Raw genomic sequence first — 22,328 nt, forward strand, 5'->3', positions numbered from 1 at the left:
TTTCATTGAGTATAAACTTCTTTTCACAAAAAGGATATGAAACCCTCTGGTCAAGAGTTTCCCCATCCTATCTTCTATTCTTTATTTTGCTTCTACACGGACACCTTGGGTATCAACTCTCAAGTCATGCAGTTTTCCTTTGAAAGGTTGCTTTTCCAATTCTGCCTTAATCCTTGGCATCTTGTCATGAGAAGCCAGAACCATAACTGTCGGCCCAGCACCAGAAAGGTAGGTTGCATAGGCCCCATTTTCTTTGGTCACTTGCTTAATCATCGCAAATTCTCTTACCAAGTCCTGACGATAGCGCTCATGGAAGAGGTCTCCCTCGATTGCTTGCCCAGCGGTCACCATGTCTCCTGCCAACAAGGCAGCAACCGCTACATTGGCGATAGAACTTGCAGCAACAGCTTCCTTATAAGACAATTTTTTAGGCAAGACACTACGGCTGTCGCGAGTACGTAATTCATAGTTTGGAATGTAAGCTAGAAAATCACACTCTGGAAAGTCTGCTACGATAGCAGAGACTTGCCCTTCAACAGAACTTGCAATAACGAGATTACCATAAATGGCTGGAGCCACATTATCAGGGTGTCCTTCAATCTTGGTCGCTAACTGCAATTTTTCATGATCAGACAAGTCGAGTTGCCCCAATTGGTTGGCTAGTTCAATCCCAGCCACAATAACTGAGCTGGAAGAACCCAAACCACGCGCCAAGGGAACATCACTGGTCATTTTCAAGCGTCTAGGTTTCAAATCTGGTACAATTTGCAAAGCGATTTTGAGCAAGAGATTACGCTCATCATGTGGAATCCATTTGCCAATCTGGTGTTCAATCAACCACTCATCTCCTTCTTCGCAGACCTCAATTTGAAGATACTTGGTTACAGCTACACCGACCGAGTCAAAACCTGGCCCGATATTGGCACTGGTTGCAGGTACAATAATCTTCATCTTATTCTCCTAGCACCTTGAAGGTATTCAAGAGGTCGAATTCTGAAACCTTCTTCAATTCAGCTGAGACATTTTCAAGCTGGGCTTTATTAATCTTGTGTGTGATGATAACGACACGCGCCTTGTCACCCTCTTTGCCATCTTGAAGGATTTGCTTAAAGGAAATATCTTGAGCATTGAAGATTTCAGCCAACTTCAAGACCTGACCTTTTGAGTCTGGAGCCAAGATTGAGAAATAGTAGTTTGCTTTGACATCTTCAGGATTTGCCAAGACCAAGTCACGGCTATATTCGTTGAAGTCTTTGCCAATAGTACCATCATTCAAACGACGAACGATACGGACAATATCAGCTACAACACTTGTTGCAGTTGGTTTTTGACCCGCACCTGGTCCGTAGTACATAGACTCACCAATACCGATAGATTCTACAAAGACAGCGTTCATTACGCCATTCACACTAGCAAGTGGGTGCGCTTTAGGTAGGAAGGTTGGAGTCACTTCTGCAGCAATACCTGAAGAAGTTTCCTCAATAGAACCAACCAATTTCACTACGTAACCAAGCTCTTGAGCTACAGCTACGTCTTCTGGTGTGATATTGCGGATTCCCTTGTGGGCTACATCATCAAAGGCAATCTTCATGCCAAAGGCAAATTGGCTCAAAATAACCATCTTGTAGGCTGCATCAATCCCATCTACGTCATTCGTCGGATCGCTTTCTGCAAATCCTAGACGTTGTGCTTCCGCAAGAGCATCATCGTAAGACCAGCCTTCTTCCACCATCTTGGTCACCATGAAGTTGGAAGTTCCGTTGACTACTCCAAGCACGCGCGTAATTTTATCAGAAGCCAAGGAATTTGCTAAAGTACGAAGAATTGGAATCCCACCAGCAACTGCTGCTTCGTAGTAAAGTGCTACCTTGTTAGCTTGAGCGATTTCTAGCAATTCTGCGCCATGGACAGCCAAAAGGTCCTTGTTAGCAGTAACAACGTGTTTTCCAGCTTCCAAGGCACGAGTGATAAAGGTTTTAGCAGGTTCGATACGCCCCATCAATTCCACTACGATTGTAATGTCTTGATCTGATAAAATATCATCCACATTGGTTACAAAGTTAAAGTCATTCCCTGCTGCAAGTAAGCGATTCTTTTCATCTTCATCCTTGACCAATACCTTAGCAACTTCAATCTCTGAATGTGCTGATTGATTGATTTTTTCTCCATTTTCCTTTAGGAGGAAAGGCACACCACTTGCAACGGTACCAAATCCTAGTAAAGCAATTTTAACTGTCATCTTTATCTCCTCGAAATTTTCTAATATAGCCATTATAACAGAATTTTGTGAAAATTCCTATCATAGTAAATCACTATTTCAGTCTAGAAAAGAAAAAAACGAATCTGATGATTCGCTCTTCCTAAAATCTAGAAATAATTTTCCAGAAGTGATTATCCAATCTTTTGCAGATTGGTCACTGCATCGTGATTCATCAAGACTTGGCCATACTCCTGCAAGACTGAACGACTGATGTCACTATCGTCCGCAAACTCGCGCATACGGGCCAACAGCCAAGCTGGATATGGACTTGGATGATTTTCAATATCCACTAAAATGGTCAAATAATAGCGCTCATTCATCTTGTAGAGTTCAGAAGTTTCCATCTCAAAAGTCACTGTCTTAGCAAAAGCCACCAAGTCAGCCAACTTAGCAAAAGAAAGGATGTAGTAGATGTAAGGTTCTTTCTTACTCTCAGCTTCTTGTTCAGCCTGCTCCTGCTCTTCTTCCTTGGCTTCGACTTGCTCTAAAGATTGAATCGCTTCGATATCATCCTTAGTTTTGTCTGCGATGCTCTTTTCTAAGGTTTTAATAAACTCATCTGGCGACATTTGAGCCAATTCTTCCATATCTGGTAAATCCGATAAATCTTCAAAATCTAGATTTTGGTCAATCTTTGATTTGGTTACAAAGACATCAACCTTATCAGGTTTTGGAGTCACACGGAAGCTCAACATACCTGTATCTAGAAAGCTATCAGGCATCTCTAACTCATCCAAGATAGCATAAAAAAACTCTTCTGTTTTTTCTTGAGGGACAAGAAAGTCAGCAATCTCCATGCCACGATCCATCAAATCCTCTAAAGACATCGTGATTTTCAAAGTTGTATCACTAATTTGTTTCATTTTCATTGCTAGTAACCTCATACTTTCAGTTCTATCTATTATACTAGATTTTTACGATTTTATCAAAAGAAGGCTCCTCTATACGGATAGATTTTCCCTAGGGTCTTTCTATAGGAGACTCCAAGAGAAAATTTCTGCAGACAGATAGAAAAAGCCTTCAAAATCAAACTTCTTGTTCGACTTTGAAGACCTAATACATCAGAAAGCTTATAGTTTAAAGGTTGCTACACCGAGGATAGAACGATTTAAGTTTCTAAGAATTTGAAGACTTTGTTCAAATTTCTTATAACGAGTCACTCCGTACTCTTCAACAAGAAGGACTGTATCTCTTTCCAAAAGAGATGATACATCCTGTAAATCTACAAAATGCATTCCTTTTAAAGCCTCTTGACTCTGTTTCAATTTATCTAGGATAGCTTTATTTGAGCTAACGATTGTTAATTCTTGTCCAGCATTTTTGTATGACAAGACATCTGCTAGGTTAGCAATTGTTGTAATCTCTGTTACAAAATCAATTTGATACTGAGAAAAATCACCTGCTCTATTGATTGTTGGATTAAAGAGATAAATCAATACATTCCCCATCACAACCAAAATCACACAAACTACTCCAATAACAGCTAAACGGAGAATCAAGTTTTTCACATTCAATCCAAGTGCTGTCTCACCATTTGCATTCAATTCTTTAGAGTTGATGGTTTCCAATTTTTCAATTTTTACATTTGCAAAAGTGTGTTTAAATTTCTCAATCAATCCATCAATTTTTCGCTCTAACAAATCATTAGCATCTTTACTTGATGTCAAAATTTTCACACCAACCCCTGCATCGTCAATCATATAGTAGACGGTCAATTTTTTCCACCAATAATCATTCGTTGAATTTTTCAAGGTTGTTTCTGTCGTGTCTAATTCACTGGCAATTTTTTTCAACTCACTGGGTTCTACATCATTGAAAAGATAAGCTCCATTCAAATTCCCATCAATCAATTTCCCATAAAAATCACTATAACCACCAATTTGATGATTCAAAATTGTTTTAGCTGAGTCTTCTGGAGGAGTGATTTTATAGCTAAGATAAGTTGAATAACTTGTTGTATCTTTGACAGTGTTTTTATTCCTAACTGCTTTAATTGTAAATGGTACAGCAATGAGAGCAAATAAAGCGATGAGAGCTAAAATATTTGCTTTTCGTTTTTTGTAAAGATTTGCAAATAAATCAGCTACTGAATAATGTTCAAACATGATTTTTTTCTCCTTTGTTTAGTAGATACTGGTTCTCTTTTGTAAGCATTTTTGCTACAAATATAATCACAAGAACAATTCCCCAGAATTGCATTGTAAATAAATTGAAGAAACTTTCTGAAAAGCTACTTCTAGGCATAAAGAATAGATTATTCAAGATGAGTAAAGACAAGGCAAATAGGATTGTTCTTGAACGATAGGCTACTTGCAGCATGGCTATAAATAGCATACCGAGTAAGAGACTAAGTAGAAAGACTCCTATCATACCATAGTCTGTATACAACTCCATGATATAACTACTTCCGATACCATGTCCTTTTAAATATTCCTTGTTCAAAACAAGATAGGACAAATTGTGGGCATAACTATTACTATCAATAGCTAGCTCCACACTATTGGTTGTATGTTCAAAGGCTTTTCCTCCGAAAATAGCCCCCAAGCTTCCCCTTGCAAAATAATCAAGGACAGGACCAAATGTAAAATTACGGAAATCTCGGTAAGGGAGGCTACTGTTAAATAGAAAACCTCGAGCCAGAACGCCAAAACTGGTTCCTTGTTTATAGATAAAGTCAAGCAAGATATCCCAGAAACCTGTATGGGAAACCTGGACATTATCCCGTACATAATTGAGCACTCCCATTGCTAACATGAGAATAGGAGAACCTACAAAAATCGCTAACTTTTCTTTAAACCCAATCCATTTTCCTTTTTCAGTTTGCTCTCGCATAAAGTAATAAACAAAAGCAAATAAAATACTTAAAATAAAGGGATTTCGTGTCCCAATTGCCAAATGAATAGTATTAGCTGCAATAAAGGAGACAAGCACTGCTGTTGCCTGCAATTTCTTTGGCTTGGTTGCCAAATACATACACATTGCATAGACCGTAAATGTTGATAAGATATAGGTAAAATAGGGCAGTTTACTTTCAAAGTTTGCATAGTAGGCATAGTAGGAAGTCTGCAAGCGATACAGGAGCCGTTCGAATAACCGAATGAAATAGAAAGGATAGGTTAGAAGAAAAACTCCTAGTGATACAAAGCGTAACCGCTTGATATAAACCTCTTTTAGAGAATTTCCTATATTTGCTACTTTTATTTTCTTCCTAGCTATGAAGTAACGAGCCAGAATGCCTCCTATGGTCAAGCCCAGAATCGAAACCATGACAACTATAAAGGCAAAACGATAGGCTATTGGATGATAGGTATCCAAAGCACCATCCCTAAAATAATCAATGGTCGGTCTTGATACCAGAAATACAAAAATGGTTAAATAGAAAATAAAATGGATTAAGTAATACTTGATGTTATTCCAGCAGGCAATTAAGCTACTAACCAGTAAGAACAATAAAGTAGAAAGCAAGCTAACATTGTTATTATTAAACAGATATACAATTCCACTTACTAGCGTCAAAGCATAGCTGACTATGGTCAAACTAAATAACAATCGTTTTCCATCAATCACTTGCTCACCCCCGTTCTAATGTAATTTTTTAGATTTTTCAATATTTTTTAGTAATAAGAATCGATATAAGGAAATATTTATGAATAGAGCCAAAGCACTAATTCTTCTCCCCTTACGGAAAATTGGATTCCTAGAAATAGCAAGGGCATGGCCTTTTAAAAAACGATGAATCTGAGAATAGGCTTCAAACTGTTTATACTGATCATCTAGCAACATCTTATCCAGAATAAAGAAGTTAGCATAGGCCAATCTGAAAAAAGCAACCTCTTTCAAGTCAGAATAGTTTTTCACAACTTCATTGTAAAACTTTTGGTAGATATCAATATAGGCTAAATCCTTCTCTGCATAGGGTTTAGTTGTAATACTATCCCCTCTATGGAAATAGTAATAATAGGGTTTGGTATTAACAACGTACTTTTTAGCCAACTTGATTAAATCAAAATGATAATAAGCATCTTCATAAATCAATCCCTTTGGAAAGGATAGGGCAGTTGCAATCTCTCTCTTGATTAGCTTATTGCAGATTGTTCCAGGTATTTTTTCACCTATGAGGTATTCCCTCAGAAATGTTTGGGAATCACAGACAAAATAATCATCCTGATTGGCTGACTGTGGACTTTCATCATTAGCATAGACATTCATGACACCACAGCTTGAAACATCCGCATCTTCTTGAATTAATTGCTCATATAAGCTCTGAATCATTTCTGGATGGATATAATCATCTGAGTCAATAAAAATCAGATAATCTCCGTGAGCCTGCTTCATTCCATCATTTCGTGCTTGTGACAAACCTTCATTCTTTTTATGAAGCACTGACACCCTATCATCTAGTTCAGCGATTGAATCACACAAGCGACCACTTTCATCCGTTGCTCCATCATCAACAAGAATGATTTCCAGATTTTGATAAGTCTGCTTCTGAATGGAAGCTATCGATTTTTCTAGGTACTGCGCCACATTATAGACTGGCACAATGACACTAATTAATGCAGTTTCCATGCTACTCCTCTAATAGTTTTTCTACTTGTTCGATTTGTTTGGCAATTGTAAATTGTTGAATGAATTGGCTAGCCTCATTGACATCGAAGTTTGAGGTAGAGGTCATGTAGTTCGTAATTGCCTTAGCTGCCTCTTGATTGCTCTCAATGATTTGTCCAAATCGTCCTTCTTGGGATAATTCCTCAGCCCCTCCGACATCCGTAGAGACAAAAGGGATTCCAAGGCTCAAGGATTCCACATAAACACCAGGAAAACCTTCTTGTTTAGACATAGACAAGAGGATCTTCATCTGAGACAAATACTGGTATGGATTTTTTTGATAACCAAGGAAATGCACATAGTCTTCAAGCTCATACTCTTTAACTCGTTTTTTCAGTTCCTCTTCCATATCACCAGCCCCGATAAAATAGAGATGATAGTTTTTCCCCTCTTGGTGCAATAACCGTATCACTTCCACCACACGGTCAGAACCCTTATTTTCCTCAATCCGTCCGATGGTACAGATACTTTGAGGAGCAATCTCGATATCGATCTTCTCTTGAGATTTTTCTAAAATAGTCTTAAAATCATATCCATTGTAGACTGTCTGTAATTTAGAAGCATAATCTGGATAGACTTCCTTGATAGAATTGCTGGTCTTTTTTGAAATTCCTACAATGGTATTCGCAGCATCCAACTGGCTTCTATGTGATTCTCTTTTAGAGCTATCCTTAAGAAGTTCTTCGATACTTCCATGAATCCAAGAGATTTTCTTGACTTCTTTTCTTTTAGAAAACAACAGTGGTGGATTCATAATGGTAAAAGAAACTTCAACATCATAGTCATCTTTTACAAGCAAGCGACGAGTCAGCCTTGGAAAATAAATTCTCATTCTCCACAAAAAAGCTCGTAACCATCTAGCTTGGCGATAATCTTGAAGGGATTTTAAAATGCCTACATGCTTGGGAACAGATTCGTATCCCTTGTCAAAGTGCTCCATTTCAAGAATATCAATATCATACTTTTCTGGATCCAGATTTGAAACAATTGTCGACAGAATCTTCTCTGCTCCACCCCCGAGAGAAAAAGACCACATAAAAAATAAGATTTTTTTCTTAGCCACCATATTCTCCCTTGTATTCTGTATAAGACTTATCCATATCAGCGATGACAGCATCATGATGCGGTACTTGCTTGTCTGCTGGCGGAGGCGTCATATAATCTCCAAAAGCAGTGCTGAGATAAGCATCATAGCCAACTGGAATAGGCATCTCTGTTCCTTCAAATGGCAAGAAAAGATTATCTTCAAAAGATTCGATTAGGTACTTATTTCTCATGTAGCCAGGACCTGAGCATAGTTCCGTGATTCCATCGCTCTCAGCCAAATCATACTTAGTCATTTCTTTCTCAGCTTTTTTCCAGATGCGATAACGGAGAGATTTTGGAGTCAAACCCAGTAAAATGCGACTTCCCCATTTCATGAGAGCACCATGCTTTTCTGGAATAGTTTGCGCACAAAAGAGTGAATAAATCAAGGCCCAACGAACCTGTTTTTTCCGCTCAGCTGGATCTTTCGGATAATAATCCAAAGGCAAAACATCCAAGGCCAGACCATGTGGCAAATCCAAATCCTGCTGATAAGGCTTGATACAGGTGGTTTCCTTGTCACGAATGGTAATAAAAAGATTACGATCAACAAAATCCTTGTAACTCTTTGACAAGAAATAACGTTCATCTGCATAACGAGGCCATAATTCTGCTAATTTCTCATAATCTTTACGAGGCATAAAAAAGTCTAGGTCGTCGTCCCAAGGAATAAATCCCTTGTTTCGAAGGGTACCAATAGCGCCTCCGCCACAGAGATAACAGAGCAAATCATGTTCTTTACAAAAGGCCACAAAATATTCAGCCATCTCCAGACTACGAGCCTGAATTGCTTTTAAATCAGTCATATTGTTCATTATTCTTTCTATCGTATCGTTTCATTATACCACAAACAAGGGGTGAAAATCTATTGCAGACTGTAAAAAATCAAAGCCTGACTGCTATCCAAATAGCTATCAAACTTTGATTTTTCTGTCTTATACTCTTCGAAAATCTCTTCAAACCACGTCAGCTTCACCTTGCCGTAGGTATNNGGCTAGCTTCCTAGTTTGCACTTTAATTTTCATTGAGTATTATCTTATCTCAAGCCCATTTGAGCGAGCTTGGTTTGATATTTGTTTTGATCAACCAGCAAGCCCAAGCCTCCATAAACATCATAGGCATCTACCCAGTCACCCAGTTCTGGAATCGTCAATTTTTCAATACCATTTTTTGCTCCATCCAAAACAGATAAACCGTTTGTTAGGAGGAAAGTATAGGGTACGTTGGTTGAGGTCATAGCAAAAACCTTTCCAAGAGCTTCAGAACCAGTGAAAAGTTTAGTGGGATCTTTAATTTGCTCTAAAATTGCTGTTAAAACTTGTTGCTGTCTTTTTGTACGGCCGTAATCCGCCTCATCATCATCACGGAAACGAGCATAATTGAGCAGGGTCGAGCCATTCATCTGCTGTTTTCCGACTTTAATGGTTTGGGTTGGAGACTCAGTCTCGGTAGCATATAAATCATCTCCGACTGTAGCTTCTGTTAGGGGACGCCCATTCAATGTTGAAAATTGAGCATCAATCGTCACCCCATCAGGGAAAAGCGTGTCAATCGCTGTGGCAAAGGCCTGGAAATCAACCAAGGCGTAGTACTTAATGTCCAAGTCAAAATTATCTTTCAAGACTTGGCGAACCATTTCTGCCCCTTTTTGCCCCTCTTGTTCTCCTAACTCGTAGGCTACGTTTAACTTGTTATCTGTCTGTTTTCTACCATTAATCACTTGACTATAACCATCTATATAGACCAAATTATCACGCATGAAACTGACTAGCTTCATTTTCTTATCTGAGCCCCCGACATTTAATACCATAATAGAGTCAGTTCGTGTCTCAACACTATTTTGACCGATTCGACCGTCTGTCCCCATGATCAAAATATTAACTCCATCTCTAGTGTCCTGACCATTAAAGACTTGAACCTGTGCTGCCTTAGCATCAGCAGTTTTCTTTGCGCTAGCATCTTGGTAACCACGCAAAAACATGAATACCATGGCCAAAGCCACACAGACCAAAAGTGAAAAAATCACCATAAAAATTCGTTTAAGACGGAGCTTCCGTCTTTTCTTTTTTGGAGGGAAAGAGAGTGCTTGTGATTTGGATTGTGAGCGACTCCGGTTCGCATAGCTTGGTAAGTCAACCTGCTCTTCTCTTTCTTGTTCCAAGCTAGAGCTACTATTTCCCCTAGCAAGAGTTAGCTTTTCTTGCAAATAGGCAAACTCATTTTTTTCTCTCTCATTGAGATAATGAATATTTTTTAGCAAATAATCATAACGCAACTGCTCATGATGACTTAAGGGATTTTCTTTACTCATCTTCTCTCCTTTCCATGGTCTGATATTGGATAAATAGGATAGGCACCCAGAATTTTATACTGGATTCCAATCGCTTCTAATTCTTTTTGGGCAAAGTGGACCAAGTCCTTATCGGTATAATCCACATCGATAATGAAAAAGTATTCACCCAGTGCTGTCTTGAGTGGACGACTTTCAATTTTTGTCAAGTCAATTCCTCGCCAAGCAAAGGTCGACAGGGCCTTATAAAGTGCACCTGGAAGGTTGTCAGGTAATGTCAAGGCCAAACTCATCTTTTCAGTTTGTGCTTGCAAGGGAATAGAAGGCTTTTCAGCTCCTAGAACCCAGAAACGTGTGAAATTGGCTTCCATTTCCTGAATATCCTCGGCAATCAGTTCCAATCCATATTCTTCAGCAGAACTTCTAGGTGCAACTGCTGCAAAGGGCTGGTCTGGATGTTCGGAAATAAAACGGGCCGCATAAGCTGTACTAGCTGTTACCTCGATTTGAGCCTCTGGATATTGTTCATCGATGAATTTCTTTCCTTGAGCCAAGGCCTGTGGATGTGAAAAAATCTTTTCAATCTTAGTATGGCCTGGAACCACCATCAACTGCTGATGAATAGGCTGAACGATTTCTGCTACTGCTTGGATGTGAGCCTGATGAAAAAGATAGTCCAAGGTTTCATGAACACTACCCTCAATAGAGTTTTCAACTGGCACCACAGAATAGTCCACTAATCCTTGCTCATAAGCCTTGATGACATCTGTAATGTTGGCAAAAGCCTGCAATTCCTCATTAGGAAAAGCTGTCTGCACAACATGGTGTGAAAATGATCCCTTGGGACCTAGATAAGCAATTTTCATCTTAGTTCCTCTATAATTTCCTCCGGACTTAGCTTGGTCACATCCAAAATCCGACTAGCCACTTCCTCATACCAAACCTGTCTTTCTTGGAAAATAGCTGCAAGTTCTTCCTTGCTATTATTTAGAAAAAGCGGGCGCTGATTATCCTTATCAGCTGCGATACGTTGGTAGAGGGTTTCAAAATCTGCTTTCAGGTAGATGTTATCTGTATTAGTCTTGAGTAAGTCACGATTTCTCTGAGAAATAACCACTCCTCCTCCAGTTGACACGACTTGGTCTGTTTGTAGTAAATTAGCTAGGACTTCTGACTCTACCTGACGAAAGGCCGCTTCGCCCTTTTCCGCGAAAAATTCCGCAATGGACATACCTAAACGCTTCTCTATCAGAGCATCCATATCAAGGTAGTCTGGGTCTAAACCTCTTGCAATAGTCGATTTGCCAGCACCCATAAAGCCTAGTAACACCTTAGCCATGAGTCAAGTTCTCCAAATCATCAAAGAAGCTAGGATAGCTGGTATTGATGGCTTCTGCCCGATCAAGTTCCACTTCTCCATCTGCAACCAAGAGAGCTGCGATGGCTGTCATCATGCCAATTCGGTGGTCTCCAAACGTATTGACTCTAGCACCGTAAAGAGCGGATTTTCCTTTGATAATCATTCCATCTGCTGTAGGTGTGATATCTGCTCCCATACTATTCAGGGCGTCTGCCACCACCTGAATGCGGTCTGTTTCCTTGACCTTAAGTTCCTCAGCATCCTTGATAACTGTTACACCTTGGGCTTGGGTCGCAAGTAGAGCGATAATGGGCAATTCATCAATCAAACGTGGAATCAAGGCACCGCCAATCTCTGTTCCTTTCAAGTCTGAAGACTCAACAGTCAAGGTAGCAGATTTAGCGACTGGGTCAATTTCAGTCATTTCCAATTTTCCACCCATGGCGCGAATGACATCAATAATACCGGTGCGCGTTTCGTTGATACCCACATTCTGCAGCACTAGACGAGAGTTTGGAACAATCAAACCTGCGACTAACCAAAAGGCTGCACTGGAAATATCTCCTGGTACGACCACCTTCTGTCCTGTCAATTTTTGTGGCCCTTGGACTGTGATTTTCTTGCCCTCCACACTTAAATGGCCACCAAATTGTTGCAACATATCTTCAGTATGATTACGGGTGCACTCTTTTTCGATAATCACTGACTCCCCCTGAGCCTGCAAGGCCGCAAAGATCAAGGCTGACTTGACTTGGGCAGAGGCAATTGGCAACTCATACTGAATAGGTCTTAGGGTTTTCGTCCCTTTTAAGTGAAGAGGAGGCAGGTCTCGCTCAGTTTGTCCCGAAATGCTAACGCCCATTTTTTTCAGAGGAATCGTCACACGATCCATAGGACGTTTGGAAAGACTGTCGTCTCCAAACATTTCTACTTCAAAATCTGCACCTGCAAGGACACCTGAAATCAGGCGAATCGAGGTACCAGAATTTCCCATATCAAGGGCATTTTGCGGAGCTTTTAAGCCTTCCATACCCACACCTTGAATGGTAATAACCCCATCTTTGTCCTCAATTTCAACACCAAGGTCACGAAAAACCTGCATGGTCGAAAGAACGTCTTCACCTCGCAGAATATCATAAACCTTGGTCTCACCCTCAGCCAAACTTCCAAAGATAATGGAACGGTGGCTGATAGACTTGTCACCTGGAACGCGGATACTGCCATGTAAGTGGCGAATGTTTGTTTTTAGTTTCATACTGGACCTCATACTTGCAATACTTTTACCTATTTTATCATAAAAAGCCAGAAATTCCTTAAAAATTCTGACTTTAGGATAGTTCTTTTCTTATTTTAGCAATTCTGAAACTGGTTCGAAAACAATTTTTTCAATGTCAGAAAGGTAAATGGCCAATTGTTGTTGCTTGGTAAAGAATTCTGACAAGAGGCTGTTCCCTTGAATCTGTTTACCAAAGCCTTCCATTTTCGCTTGGAAGGATGCGTCTGGCATTTGCCCTGTCTGGGCTAGTCTTTGAATTTCTTCTTGGAAGGCAACATATTCTGTAAAGATTTTACTTGCCTCAGCATCTGCTGCAATCGCATCTTTAGCTGCTTTAACAGCCTTGTATTCTGGTAATTCGCGTAGACCGCGACTGAGTTCGTTTGCACTATCGTAAATATTTGACATGATTTTCTCCTTATTCATTTCTTTTTAAATTACTAGTCACTCTGTGGTCTTTATTATTGTGCAATCACTTTTATATGACCTCTTGAATGTCCATTGCTTAATTCCTTATCTGGTATATACTCTATCTTCAAAGTTCCTAAATTAGAACCTGTTTTTATTTCATTTGACATAAGATTATCAAAATAGTTCTCTATCTCATCATCAGATAAGGATGATTCAATCGATTTAACAATATCATGAAATACTTCTTTCATTCCTGCAACACCAGATTCACTATTTTCATTTGTCTGATTTATTGTTACATTGATTTTATCAGTATCATTTGCATGTAAAAGCTCCAAGTAGTATCCGTAGCTTGATGCGAAATATTTACTTTTATATTTTATTTTTATATTTCCTTTTTTGATATTTTCTAATGGGCTATTAGAATTTTGATTATAGCTATTGATAAACTCATTAATAATTCTATCGTCTACATACTTTGAATTGGTTTTCTCTTAACTTATTTCCTTGTTGGATGGTTCATTTTTTGTCTCAACACTGGCTTCTGAAGTAGTTTTCACATCTTTTTTAACAGCGTAAGCTCTAAGTAAGATAAAAGAAATAAAGATAACACCAAATATGAATTTAAGCTCTATTTTAGGCATATTTTTCTCCTTATTTGATGACGACTGTGTGGTCGGTATTTTCTGTTATGAGATGCTCGGCTCTTTCCAAGTCTTGAGCATTTTTAAATGAAATTTGTAGGATTCCGTGAATATCTTCACGATTTTCCTCGTTGATGTGGATGTTAACCAAGGAAGTTCCACGTAGCAGTTCCAAAATCCGCAGGATGACATCTTCTTCATCAGGAACGTCAACATAGAGGTCGTAAGAGCTATCCACACCACCACGCTTATGGATTTCCATGGTCTGGCGTTGTTCACGCGCTTGGTTAAAAAAATTCCAAATTTGCTCTTCATCCCCCTTACTAATGGCCTGACCAATCGCTTCCAAACGTTCCTTAAAATCCTCAATTCGGTCTAGAATAGTCTCACGATTGGACAAGAGAATAGAGGTCCACATACCCGGCTCGCTTTCCGCAATTCGGGTCATATCTCGAAAACCACCGGCCGCAAAGCGCCTTACCATCTCATGTTCTTGAGCATAGACCGCAGTCTGCTCCATGAGACTAGAAGCCAGAATATGAGGGAAATGGCTAATCTGAGAAGTCACACAATCATGCTCCTGGGCATCAATCTCGATAAAACGAGCATGAAGACCTGAAAGCAGATCCTTCATTTCCTTAAGCGTGTCCTGACTTGTCAGCCTCGAAGGTGTGAAGATATAATAGGCGTTTTCAAAAAGATTGACATCCGCAGAAGCTGCCCCTGTCTTGTGACTACCAGCCATGGGATGGGCCCCGACAAAGCGAACAGACTTGCCAGCCAAATACTGCTCCGCCGCATCCACAATGGCTGACTTGGTCGAACCAGCATCTGAAATAATGACCCCTTCTTTCAAGTTCAAACCTGCCAACTCCTGTATAAAAGCAATGGTCTGCTTGATTGGCAAGGTCAAAATGATGACATCAGCCAGAGGAGCAAAACTGGCAAAATCATCCGTTGCTCGGTCAATCATGCCTTCTTTCAAGGCAATATCTCTCGAAGCTTGACTGCGATTATACCCTAAAATTTCATAATCTGGATGATCGCGTTTGATACCAAGTGCCATAGAGGCTCCAATCAAACCAAGACCTGCGATATAGATTGTTTTTGCCATAGGAACTCCTTAATAGTTCTTTGTATAATCTCGGTGTTGGGCTACCGCTTCTTTTAATTCCTCTAGATTGTCTGATGAGAATTTTTCAAGGATTTCTTGTGCCAGAACCGTTGCCACAACGGCTTCCATAACCACTCCTGCTGCTGGAAGAGCGGTCGGATCACTTCTTTCGACTGTTGCCTTGTAGGGTTCATGGGTTTCGATATCCACACTCATAAGTGGTTTGTAGAGAGTAGGGATGGGCTTCATCACGCCGCGAACAACGATGGGTTGCCCATTAGTCATACCACCTTCAAAGCCACCTAGATTATTGGTACGGCGGGTATAACCGTCTTCTTTAGACCAGAGAATTTCATCCATGACTTGGCTGCCTTTACGATAACCAGCTTCAAATCCAAGACCAAATTCCACCCCTTTAAAAGCATTGATAGAAACAATTGCTTGGGCCAATCTTGCATCCAATTTTCTGTCCCATTGGACATAGGAACCAAGACCAACTGGAACACCTCCAACGACTGTCTCCACAACCCCACCGATGGTATCACCGTCACGTTTGATTTGGTCAATGTAATCCTTGATTTCCTGTTCCCGTTCTTGGTTGACAATAGAAACGTCAGACTGGGCAGCTCGTTTCTTAATCTCAGCAACTGTGAGATTCTCAGGAACATCGATTTCCTTGCCACCAAAAACCACGACATGATTAGCAATCTCCATACCCAGCTCAGCCAAGAGGCGTTTGGCCACTGCCCCCACTGCTACCCGCATGGTGGTTTCACGAGCTGATGAACGCTCCAAAGAATTTCTTAAATCATCAAAACGGTACTTGATGCCCCCAACCAAGTCGGCGTGACCTGGACGAGGATGGGTGATTTTTCGTTTGCTTTTAAGGCGGTCTTCAATGTCCTCTGCAGACATGATGTCCAGCCATTTCTGGTGGTCCTTATTGACGACATCCATGGTAATAGGCGCCCCTGTCGTCTTCCCGTGGCGAACGCCCGAAGTAAAGATAACTTGGTCGCTCTCAATTTTCATACGACCACCGCGGCCGTAGCCACCCTGACGGCGTTTAAGGTCGCCATTGATATCCTCAGCTGTCAAAGGAAGCCCAGCTGGAATTCCCTCAATGATAGCTGTCAGACGGGGGCCGTGTGATTCTCCTGCAGTTAAATATCTCATACACTCTCCTTATTTTACCAAGTAGTCTTTCATCTCTTCCAGAGAAACTGGGTGAATGGTCGCTGAACCAAGCTCTGGCACCAAGACCAATTTCAAGATGTTGCCACGCGCTTTCTTGTCATGAGTCAAAGCCTGATAAAGCTTGTCAACATCCCAGTTTTCATAGTCAACAGGCAAGCCAAATTTCTGACACATAGCTGTAATGGACTGAGTTATTCCTTCTGGCATAAGGCCTTTTTCCTCAGCCACCTTGGAAATCTGCACCATTCCCATGGCAACAGCTTCACCATGCATGACTTTCCCATACCCAGCCGTCGCTTCAATGGCATGACCAATGGTGTGGCCAAAATTGAGGTAAAGGCGAACACCATTGTCCAACTCATCCTCAACTACCATCTTGCGCTTGACCTGACAAGAATGTTCAATCAAGGTCTCTGCATGTTCCAGAATGCTCTCAACAGAACCATCCAGCTCCGTCAAAAGAGCCCACAGTTCTGGATCCTCAATCAAGCCATACTTGATGACCTCCCCCATCCCTTCAATCAACTCTCTTTTTCCAAGCGTTTCAAGGACAAGCGGGTCAATCAGAACCCCATCTGGTTGGGCAAAGGTACCCACCATATTCTTAGCAAATGGAGTGTTAACGCCTGTCTTTCCACCGATAGACGAATCCACCTGGGCAGTTAAACTGGTCGGAATCTGAACAAAGTGAATACCCCGCATATAGGTAGAGGCTACAAAACCAGCCAGGTCCCCAACGACACCACCGCCGAGAGCCACGATTCCATCGCTACGAGTCAACCCCTGCTTAACTAGAAATTCATATACTTTCTGAACAGTAGTTAAATTCTTTCTTTCTTCCCCTTCTAAAAAGTCAAAAACAGCTACCTGAAAACCAGCATCTTCTAGGCTGAGTTTGACCTTCTCAGCATAAAGAGAAGCTACATGGTTGTCTGTTACGATGAGCACTTTTTGTGGTTGCCATAGTTCTCGCAACCATTGACCAGCCTGAGCCAGACAACCTTTTTCAATCTGAATATCATAAGGATGATGAGGAATATCGATTCTGATTTTCATAGGAGAGTCTCCCTTTCTTTATTGGTATTTTTCTGTTAAAGACTGCCAAATCTCTTCTGTCGGCATTTCCTTGCCTGTCCACAGTTGAAAAGCTTCTGCAGCTTGATAGAGCAACATTCCCAGACCATTGACTGCTGGATTGCCCTGACTTCTAGCCCATTTCAAAAATGGCGTTTCAAAGGGTTGGTAAATGATATCTGCGACCAAGAGAGTCTCTGTCAGATTGATGTTTTCTGGAACTGGGGATGATTGACCATCCATGCCCACACTAGTCGCATTGACCAGTAAGCCCGAATCGGCAATCCTTGCTTGCAGTTCCGAAACATCTTCTAAAGCATACAAGTCCACTTTAAAGCCTGTCTGCTCCTGTAACTTGTCTAGGTGAGGTCTTGTTTTTTCCATAGAAACGGAACGAACAAAGACCGAAATCTGACTGACACCATCCAAAATGGCTTGCGCTATAATGGACTTGGCCGCACCACCTGCACCCAGCAGGGTCATCTTCTTACCTGTAATTGTAAAAGAAGGCAAACTCTTAAAGAATCCCTTGCCATCTGTATTATATCCAATCAAATTCCCATTCTCATTGACAACCGTATTGACCGCACCAATCAAGCGCACCTCATCGCTCAGCCCGTCCAAATAAGGAATCACCTGCTCCTTATAGGGCATGGACAGATTGATGCCAAACATCTGGTAGCGACAAATATTGGCTACTGTTTCTGCCAAATCACCCGCTTCAATCTCCCAAGCAACATAAACACCATTGGTAGCTGTCGCCTCAAAGGCCCTATTGTGGATGAAGGGAGAAATAGAATGTTTAATAGGATTGGCAACAACTGCAGCTAAACGTGTATAGCCATCAAGCTTCATCCAAAATCTCCCTGATTTTTTTCATGCTAGCTAGAGAAATCTGACCAGGGGCACTAGCCTCATCCAGACTGGCAAAAGACCAACTCGAACCAGTCACATCCGCAGTGATACGAGAAACCTTGCCCACCTTACCCATAGAAATAGTTACATATTCCTGCTCAGGATTGAGAGTTTTAAAGCCCCGTGTATAGTTCATCAAGTCTAGCACATCCTGCTCCGTATGAGCCATCACCGCAACCTTGACAAGTTTTGGATTTAGGCTCGTCAACTCTGACAAGATTTCCATCATATTTTCAGGTGTTTCTTGGAAATTGTGGTAACTCAAAACGAGATTTGGGAAGTCCAGCATTTCCTCAAAAACATCCTTGTAGCTATAGTACTCAAAATCAATATAGTCTGGTTGATAGAGTTGCACCACTTCCTTGATTAAATGGATATATTCTTCTGAAGAAAGGTCAATTTCTCCCCCTTCAGAGCGAGTTCGTAGCGTGAAAACCAACTCACGACCTGCGAATTTTTCAAAAATAGCTGGAGCCACCTGCAAAATCGCTTCTTTAGGCAGATAGTCGGCACGCCATTCAATGATGTCGGCATCCAGGTACCTCGTGGCATCCAGAGCCTGGGCCTCCTCTAAACTTCTTGGCATTACTGAAACGATTAATTTCATTTACTAACCTTCATACTAATCACCTTGAGGTAATTACTACTTTCATCTTTTTTATTATAGGCGAAGTCTGCTGGAAGACCGTATTTATTTAAAATCTGGTAACTTCTTCCTGCAAAGCCTTTATCAATTTGTTCTGTAAATTTCTGACGGGAAACATTGGCAGCATTGGTACTGGCAATGATAATCCCTCCAGGATTTAAAATCTCAAGACTCTGGGAAATCAACTTGTGATAATCCTTGGCCACAGAGAAGGTTTGTTTTTTGTTCCGAGCAAAGCTAGGCGGATCTAGGACAATCACATCGTAGGTCAAGCCTTTTCGTTTGGCATACTTGAAATATTCAAAGACATCCATGACCACAAAACGATGGTCGTCTGTGCTGATTCCATTTGCCTGAAAATGCGCTTGAGACAATTCTCGTGAACGTTTGGCTAAATCAACCGAAGTTGTCTGGTTTGCTCCTCCCATGGCCGCAGCTACTGAAAAAGCTGCTGTATAAGAAAACATATTGAGCAAGGATTTACCCATAGCCAATCCATCCACCAAGCTACCACGAACCTCGTGCTGGTCTAGGAAAATCCCTGTCATCAAGCCATCATTCATAAAGACTTGATACAAGACACCATTTTCCAAAACAGTGAAAAAGTCAGGTGCTTCTTGACCATAAACATGGGTAGATTCATAGTCCAAACCCTTAAAGCGGATCTTCTCATAGGCCCCTAAAACCTCAGGAAAAACCTGTCTAAAGGCTTCTGAGATGGTCTGACGAATCTGATAAACATAAGAGTTATACCAAGAAAAGACAGCATAGTCGCCATAAAGGTCCACTGTCAGACCCCCAAAGCCATCTCCCTCTTGGTTGAAGAGACGAAAGGCAGTTGTCAAATCATCTTGATAGTAGGCGCTTCTCTTTTCTTTGGCTTGTCTAAACAGCATTTCAAAGAAAGCTTGATTGAAGGCCACCTTGTCCTTACTAACAAACCAGCCCAAGCCCTTGTTTTGCTGAGAAAGGTAGGCAGTCCCAAGAAAGGTTCCTTCTTGACCCTGCACTTCTACTTCCTGATCCTTAAGATTGACATTCTCAAGATCACTGGCTTCTAGTAAAACTAGCCCCTTAGCAAGCTTCTTTTCAACCCTTTTGCTAACTCTTATTCTATTCATAACTACCATTATATCAAACTTTTAGCCAATTCTCAAAAAAGAAACTACCCTTGCTTTTTTACTCTTCTTTTAAAAAATGGTATACTAATACTAATAAAAATTTAGGAAGTAAATGTGTGAGAATTAATTTTAACAAAATCCAAAAAGCCATGGGTACCAGACTGGGTTTTGTCCTAACCCTTTTAATCCTCTATTGGCTCAAAACCTTATTAGCCTATGCCGTTGACTTTAATTTAGATATTCAAGTGGGCAAGTTGCAGGGAAATTACCTTGCCTTTATCGCCTTTTTCAATCCCCTTCCCTTGGGATTACTCCTGCTAGCTCTAGCCCTCTATGCTCGGTCAACCAAAATCTTTTATGGTCTGAGTATAGCTATTTATAGCCTGTTATTCATTTGGCTTTATTCCAACGTCTTTTACTATCGAGAATTTAGTGACTTTATCACGGCTAATACCATGAAGGTGGTCAGCAAGGTGTCTGTTGGTACTGCAGAATTAGAGTTACTGCGCTTTTGGGATTTCATCTATTTTATGGATTTCCCACTGCTGGCTTTCCTTTTCTATAAAAAATTCATCCAGCTGGATAGGAGACCTTTCAAATTCCGCTCCAGTGTTGCCATCACTGCTCTCTCTGCCCTGCTCTTTTCAGCTAACCTTTTCTTGGCTGAAATTGAGCGTCCCGATCTCCTATCGCGAGGATTTTCGAATTATTATGTTGTTCGCGCCCTTAGTTTACCCGCCTTTTTAGGCTATAGTGCCAACCAATCATACAGTGCCAACAAGGAACGTGCCAAGGCCTCTGAGACCGACCTGCAACCTATTACAGATTATATTCAAGAACATTCGGCTAAACCTAATCCAGACTATTTCGGCTTAGCCAAAGGGAAAAATGTGATTTATCTCCACTTGGAGAGTTTCCAACAGTTCCTGCTGGACTATAAACTCAACATAGATGGAACTGAGCATGAAGTCACTCCCTTCCTCAACTCCCTCTACCATTCGCAATCAACCCTAGCCTTTTCGAATATCTTTAACCAAGTCAAGGCTGGTAAGACCTCAGATGCAGAAACCATGCTGGAGACTGGTTTGTTTGGACTTGACCAAGGTTCCTTTATGGTCAACTATGGAGGTACCAATACCCAGCAAGCTGCGCCTTTTATCCTATCAAAAAATGGCTACCAATCCAGTGCTGTCTTTCACGGCAATATTGGGACCTTCTGGAACCGAAATACGACCTACAAACAATGGGGCTATCAATACTTCTTTGATGCATCCTACTTCACCAAGCAAGACAGTAGCAATTCTTTCCAATATGGTTTAAATGATAAAATCATGATGAAAGATTCTATTCAGTATCTGGAGCATTTGCAGCAGCCTTTTTATGCCAAGTATATCACGGTGTCCAATCACTATCCCTATGCTAGCAATCTGACTGGCGATGAGCTTGGTTTCCCACTGGCTAAAACCAAAGATGAAACAATCAATGGCTACTTCCAAACAGCCAACTATCTGGACAGTGCCATTAAAGCCTTCTTTGACTATCTCAAAGAAAGTGGCCTCTATGAAAAATCCATCATCGTCATTTACGGAGACCATTATGGTATTTCCAACTCCCGCAATCCTGACCTGGCACCCTTGATTAGCAAGACTTCTGAGAACTGGTCGAATTACGACAATGCCATGTTGCAACGAGTGCCTTTTATGGTGGTCATGCCTGGCTATGAAAAAGGACAAATCATCAATACCTACGGTGGACAAATCGATATCTTACCGACTCTCGAACACCTCCTTGGTATTGAGTCCAGTTCCTTCCTTCAAGTTGGGCAAGACCTTCTGTCTCCAGACCATCAAGAAATCGTTGCCTTTCGAACTGCCAATTCCTTCGTCACACCCAAATATACCAGCTACGACGGACGAACCTACTACACTGAAAGTGGTCTTGAAATCAGCAATCTTGATGAACAAACTCAGACTGAACTAGAAATTGTTCGTCAAGCAGCTAGTCAACAGCTGAAAATCAGCGACCAGATTCAAACTGGCGATTTGATCCGTTTCTACCAAGCAGATCATCTTGGAAAAGTTGATACAGAAAGTATTTCTTACCTCAATTCCTTGCCCATTCTGCAAAAGATTGAGCAAGAAAAAGGAAGTCAGTCAACCAGCCTCTTTAGCCAACGACAAGGCAAAACTAGTACTGACCTTTTCAAGGCACCAAGTTACCAAGAACTCCACCCAGAGTCGGCTGAAACCGAATCAAAATCACAATAAAAAATGCTCTTCCGTCTTGGAGGAGCATTTCTTTTTATCAACAAAAATCAAAGAGCAAA

Annotated in this window: 22 protein-coding genes; 1 reads left to right on the plus strand and 21 read right to left on the minus strand. The window is 41.0% G+C overall.

The genetic code is table 11. The annotated features are described in order from the left end of the window. Positions 1 to 81: 81 nt before the first annotated feature. From thrB to HT703_RS03425, 21 genes are all read right to left on the minus strand, one after another. Positions 82 to 951, minus strand: coding sequence for a homoserine kinase (gene thrB, locus HT703_RS03325; RefSeq protein ID WP_050207664.1), 870 nt, complete (start codon positions 949 to 951; stop codon positions 82 to 84). A gap of 1 nt (position 952) precedes the next feature. After that, positions 953 to 2,239, minus strand: a complete 1,287-nt coding sequence (locus tag HT703_RS03330) for a homoserine dehydrogenase (protein ID WP_023936093.1) — start codon at positions 2,237 to 2,239, stop codon at positions 953 to 955. Positions 2,240 to 2,391: 152 nt separating this feature from the next. Beyond that, a complete protein-coding gene (gene mecA, locus HT703_RS03335; protein WP_000782675.1) occupies positions 2,392 to 3,129 on the minus strand; it encodes an adaptor protein MecA in 738 nt (245 codons plus the stop codon). A gap of 201 nt (positions 3,130 to 3,330) precedes the next feature. Beyond that, positions 3,331 to 4,365, minus strand: coding sequence for a hypothetical protein (locus HT703_RS03340; RefSeq protein WP_000461506.1), 1,035 nt, complete (start codon positions 4,363 to 4,365; stop codon positions 3,331 to 3,333). After that, the gene (locus HT703_RS03345) at positions 4,358 to 5,827 is read right to left on the minus strand and encodes an O-antigen polysaccharide polymerase Wzy family protein (RefSeq protein ID WP_050207662.1); all 1,470 of its coding nucleotides are present in this window, start codon (positions 5,825 to 5,827) and stop codon (positions 4,358 to 4,360) included. Before HT703_RS03345 ends, HT703_RS03340 begins: the two co-directional genes overlap by 8 nt. Positions 5,828 to 5,842: 15 nt before the next feature. After that, positions 5,843 to 6,829: a glycosyltransferase family 2 protein gene (locus tag HT703_RS03350; RefSeq protein ID WP_050207661.1), complete on the minus strand. Its 987-nt coding sequence runs from the start codon at positions 6,827 to 6,829 to the stop codon at positions 5,843 to 5,845. 1 nt (position 6,830) lies between these two features. Beyond that, positions 6,831 to 7,934 carry a glycosyltransferase gene (locus HT703_RS03355; protein ID WP_171039248.1) on the minus strand — a complete coding sequence of 368 codons (1,104 nt, stop codon included), beginning with the start codon at positions 7,932 to 7,934 and terminating at the stop codon, positions 6,831 to 6,833. Further along, a complete protein-coding gene (locus HT703_RS03360; RefSeq protein ID WP_023932760.1) occupies positions 7,924 to 8,769 on the minus strand; it encodes a phosphorylcholine transferase LicD in 846 nt (281 codons plus the stop codon). The genes HT703_RS03355 and HT703_RS03360 overlap by 11 nt, the downstream gene beginning before the upstream one ends. A 221-nt stretch (positions 8,770 to 8,990) precedes the next feature. After that, positions 8,991 to 10,265 carry a polyisoprenyl-teichoic acid--peptidoglycan teichoic acid transferase Psr gene (gene psr, locus HT703_RS03365; RefSeq protein WP_000032344.1) on the minus strand — a complete coding sequence of 425 codons (1,275 nt, stop codon included), beginning with the start codon at positions 10,263 to 10,265 and terminating at the stop codon, positions 8,991 to 8,993. Next, the gene (gene pheA, locus HT703_RS03370) at positions 10,262 to 11,110 is read right to left on the minus strand and encodes a prephenate dehydratase (protein ID WP_000686437.1); all 849 of its coding nucleotides are present in this window, start codon (positions 11,108 to 11,110) and stop codon (positions 10,262 to 10,264) included. Before pheA ends, psr begins: the two co-directional genes overlap by 4 nt. After that, positions 11,107 to 11,583: a shikimate kinase gene (locus tag HT703_RS03375; RefSeq protein WP_001151365.1), complete on the minus strand. Its 477-nt coding sequence runs from the start codon at positions 11,581 to 11,583 to the stop codon at positions 11,107 to 11,109. The genes pheA and HT703_RS03375 overlap by 4 nt, the downstream gene beginning before the upstream one ends. Then, the gene (gene aroA, locus HT703_RS03380; protein ID WP_000769893.1) at positions 11,576 to 12,859 is read right to left on the minus strand and encodes a 3-phosphoshikimate 1-carboxyvinyltransferase; all 1,284 of its coding nucleotides are present in this window, start codon (positions 12,857 to 12,859) and stop codon (positions 11,576 to 11,578) included. Before aroA ends, HT703_RS03375 begins: the two co-directional genes overlap by 8 nt. Positions 12,860 to 12,949: 90 nt before the next feature. Next, on the minus strand, positions 12,950 to 13,288 hold the full coding sequence (locus HT703_RS03385) for a YlbF/YmcA family competence regulator (RefSeq protein WP_000065969.1): 339 nt from the start codon (positions 13,286 to 13,288) through the stop codon (positions 12,950 to 12,952). Positions 13,289 to 13,341: 53 nt separating this feature from the next. Further along, on the minus strand, positions 13,342 to 13,629 hold the full coding sequence (locus HT703_RS03390; protein ID WP_000421417.1) for a hypothetical protein: 288 nt from the start codon (positions 13,627 to 13,629) through the stop codon (positions 13,342 to 13,344). A gap of 156 nt (positions 13,630 to 13,785) precedes the next feature. Further along, positions 13,786 to 13,935, minus strand: coding sequence for a hypothetical protein (locus HT703_RS03395; protein ID WP_001124152.1), 150 nt, complete (start codon positions 13,933 to 13,935; stop codon positions 13,786 to 13,788). A gap of 10 nt (positions 13,936 to 13,945) precedes the next feature. Further along, complete coding sequence (locus HT703_RS03400) at positions 13,946 to 15,049, minus strand: prephenate dehydrogenase (protein WP_001140489.1); 1,104 nt, start codon at positions 15,047 to 15,049, stop codon at positions 13,946 to 13,948. Between the two features lie 9 nt (positions 15,050 to 15,058). Next, positions 15,059 to 16,225 carry a chorismate synthase gene (gene aroC / locus HT703_RS03405; RefSeq protein WP_001269877.1) on the minus strand — a complete coding sequence of 389 codons (1,167 nt, stop codon included), beginning with the start codon at positions 16,223 to 16,225 and terminating at the stop codon, positions 15,059 to 15,061. Between the two features lie 9 nt (positions 16,226 to 16,234). Continuing rightward, entirely contained in the window at positions 16,235 to 17,302 is a 1,068-nt protein-coding gene (aroB, locus tag HT703_RS03410; protein WP_000702126.1) for a 3-dehydroquinate synthase, read from the minus strand. Positions 17,303 to 17,320: 18 nt separating this feature from the next. Beyond that, positions 17,321 to 18,175: a shikimate dehydrogenase gene (locus HT703_RS03415; RefSeq protein WP_023932792.1), complete on the minus strand. Its 855-nt coding sequence runs from the start codon at positions 18,173 to 18,175 to the stop codon at positions 17,321 to 17,323. Beyond that, positions 18,165 to 18,842, minus strand: a complete 678-nt coding sequence (aroD, locus tag HT703_RS03420) for a type I 3-dehydroquinate dehydratase (RefSeq protein ID WP_000767767.1) — start codon at positions 18,840 to 18,842, stop codon at positions 18,165 to 18,167. Before aroD ends, HT703_RS03415 begins: the two co-directional genes overlap by 11 nt. After that, positions 18,839 to 20,002 carry a class I SAM-dependent rRNA methyltransferase gene (locus HT703_RS03425; RefSeq protein WP_031233545.1) on the minus strand — a complete coding sequence of 388 codons (1,164 nt, stop codon included), beginning with the start codon at positions 20,000 to 20,002 and terminating at the stop codon, positions 18,839 to 18,841. The genes aroD and HT703_RS03425 overlap by 4 nt, the downstream gene beginning before the upstream one ends. Before the next feature lie 149 nt (positions 20,003 to 20,151). On the opposite strand from HT703_RS03425, the gene HT703_RS03430 reads away from it, so the two are divergent. Continuing rightward, positions 20,152 to 22,269, plus strand: a complete 2,118-nt coding sequence (locus HT703_RS03430; protein ID WP_050207694.1) for an LTA synthase family protein — start codon at positions 20,152 to 20,154, stop codon at positions 22,267 to 22,269. The last annotated feature ends 59 nt before the right edge of the window (positions 22,270 to 22,328 follow it).

The sequence above is a fragment of the Streptococcus sp. 3874 genome (assembly GCF_013276425.1).
GTDB classification, from domain to species: domain Bacteria; phylum Bacillota; class Bacilli; order Lactobacillales; family Streptococcaceae; genus Streptococcus; species Streptococcus pseudopneumoniae.

Excerpts from the sequence above, each read along its gene's own strand:
- thrB (WP_050207664.1), bottom strand. The coding sequence starts at position 951 with ATGAAGATTATTGTACCTGCAACCAGTGCCAATATCGGGCCAGGTTTT.
- HT703_RS03330 (WP_023936093.1), bottom strand. The coding sequence starts at position 2,239 with ATGACAGTTAAAATTGCTTTACTAGGATTTGGTACCGTTGCAAGTGGT.
- mecA (WP_000782675.1), bottom strand. The coding sequence starts at position 3,129 with ATGAAAATGAAACAAATTAGTGATACAACTTTGAAAATCACGATGTCT.
- HT703_RS03340 (WP_000461506.1), bottom strand. The coding sequence starts at position 4,365 with ATGTTTGAACATTATTCAGTAGCTGATTTATTTGCAAATCTTTACAAA.
- HT703_RS03350 (WP_050207661.1), bottom strand. The coding sequence starts at position 6,829 with ATGGAAACTGCATTAATTAGTGTCATTGTGCCAGTCTATAATGTGGCG.
- HT703_RS03355 (WP_171039248.1), bottom strand. The coding sequence starts at position 7,934 with ATGGTGGCTAAGAAAAAAATCTTATTTTTTATGTGGTCTTTTTCTCTC.
- HT703_RS03360 (WP_023932760.1), bottom strand. The coding sequence starts at position 8,769 with ATGAACAATATGACTGATTTAAAAGCAATTCAGGCTCGTAGTCTGGAG.
- psr (WP_000032344.1), bottom strand. The coding sequence starts at position 10,265 with ATGAGTAAAGAAAATCCCTTAAGTCATCATGAGCAGTTGCGTTATGAT.
- pheA (WP_000686437.1), bottom strand. The coding sequence starts at position 11,110 with ATGAAAATTGCTTATCTAGGTCCCAAGGGATCATTTTCACACCATGTT.
- HT703_RS03375 (WP_001151365.1), bottom strand. The coding sequence starts at position 11,583 with ATGGCTAAGGTGTTACTAGGCTTTATGGGTGCTGGCAAATCGACTATT.
- aroA (WP_000769893.1), bottom strand. The coding sequence starts at position 12,859 with ATGAAACTAAAAACAAACATTCGCCACTTACATGGCAGTATCCGCGTT.
- HT703_RS03385 (WP_000065969.1), bottom strand. The coding sequence starts at position 13,288 with ATGTCAAATATTTACGATAGTGCAAACGAACTCAGTCGCGGTCTACGC.
- HT703_RS03395 (WP_001124152.1), bottom strand. The coding sequence starts at position 13,935 with ATGCCTAAAATAGAGCTTAAATTCATATTTGGTGTTATCTTTATTTCT.
- HT703_RS03400 (WP_001140489.1), bottom strand. The coding sequence starts at position 15,049 with ATGGCAAAAACAATCTATATCGCAGGTCTTGGTTTGATTGGAGCCTCT.
- aroC (WP_001269877.1), bottom strand. The coding sequence starts at position 16,225 with ATGAGATATTTAACTGCAGGAGAATCACACGGCCCCCGTCTGACAGCT.
- aroB (WP_000702126.1), bottom strand. The coding sequence starts at position 17,302 with ATGAAAATCAGAATCGATATTCCTCATCATCCTTATGATATTCAGATT.
- HT703_RS03415 (WP_023932792.1), bottom strand. The coding sequence starts at position 18,175 with ATGAAGCTTGATGGCTATACACGTTTAGCTGCAGTTGTTGCCAATCCT.
- aroD (WP_000767767.1), bottom strand. The coding sequence starts at position 18,842 with ATGAAATTAATCGTTTCAGTAATGCCAAGAAGTTTAGAGGAGGCCCAG.
- HT703_RS03425 (WP_031233545.1), bottom strand. The coding sequence starts at position 20,002 with ATGAATAGAATAAGAGTTAGCAAAAGGGTTGAAAAGAAGCTTGCTAAG.
- HT703_RS03430 (WP_050207694.1), top strand. The coding sequence starts at position 20,152 with ATGGGTACCAGACTGGGTTTTGTCCTAACCCTTTTAATCCTCTATTGG.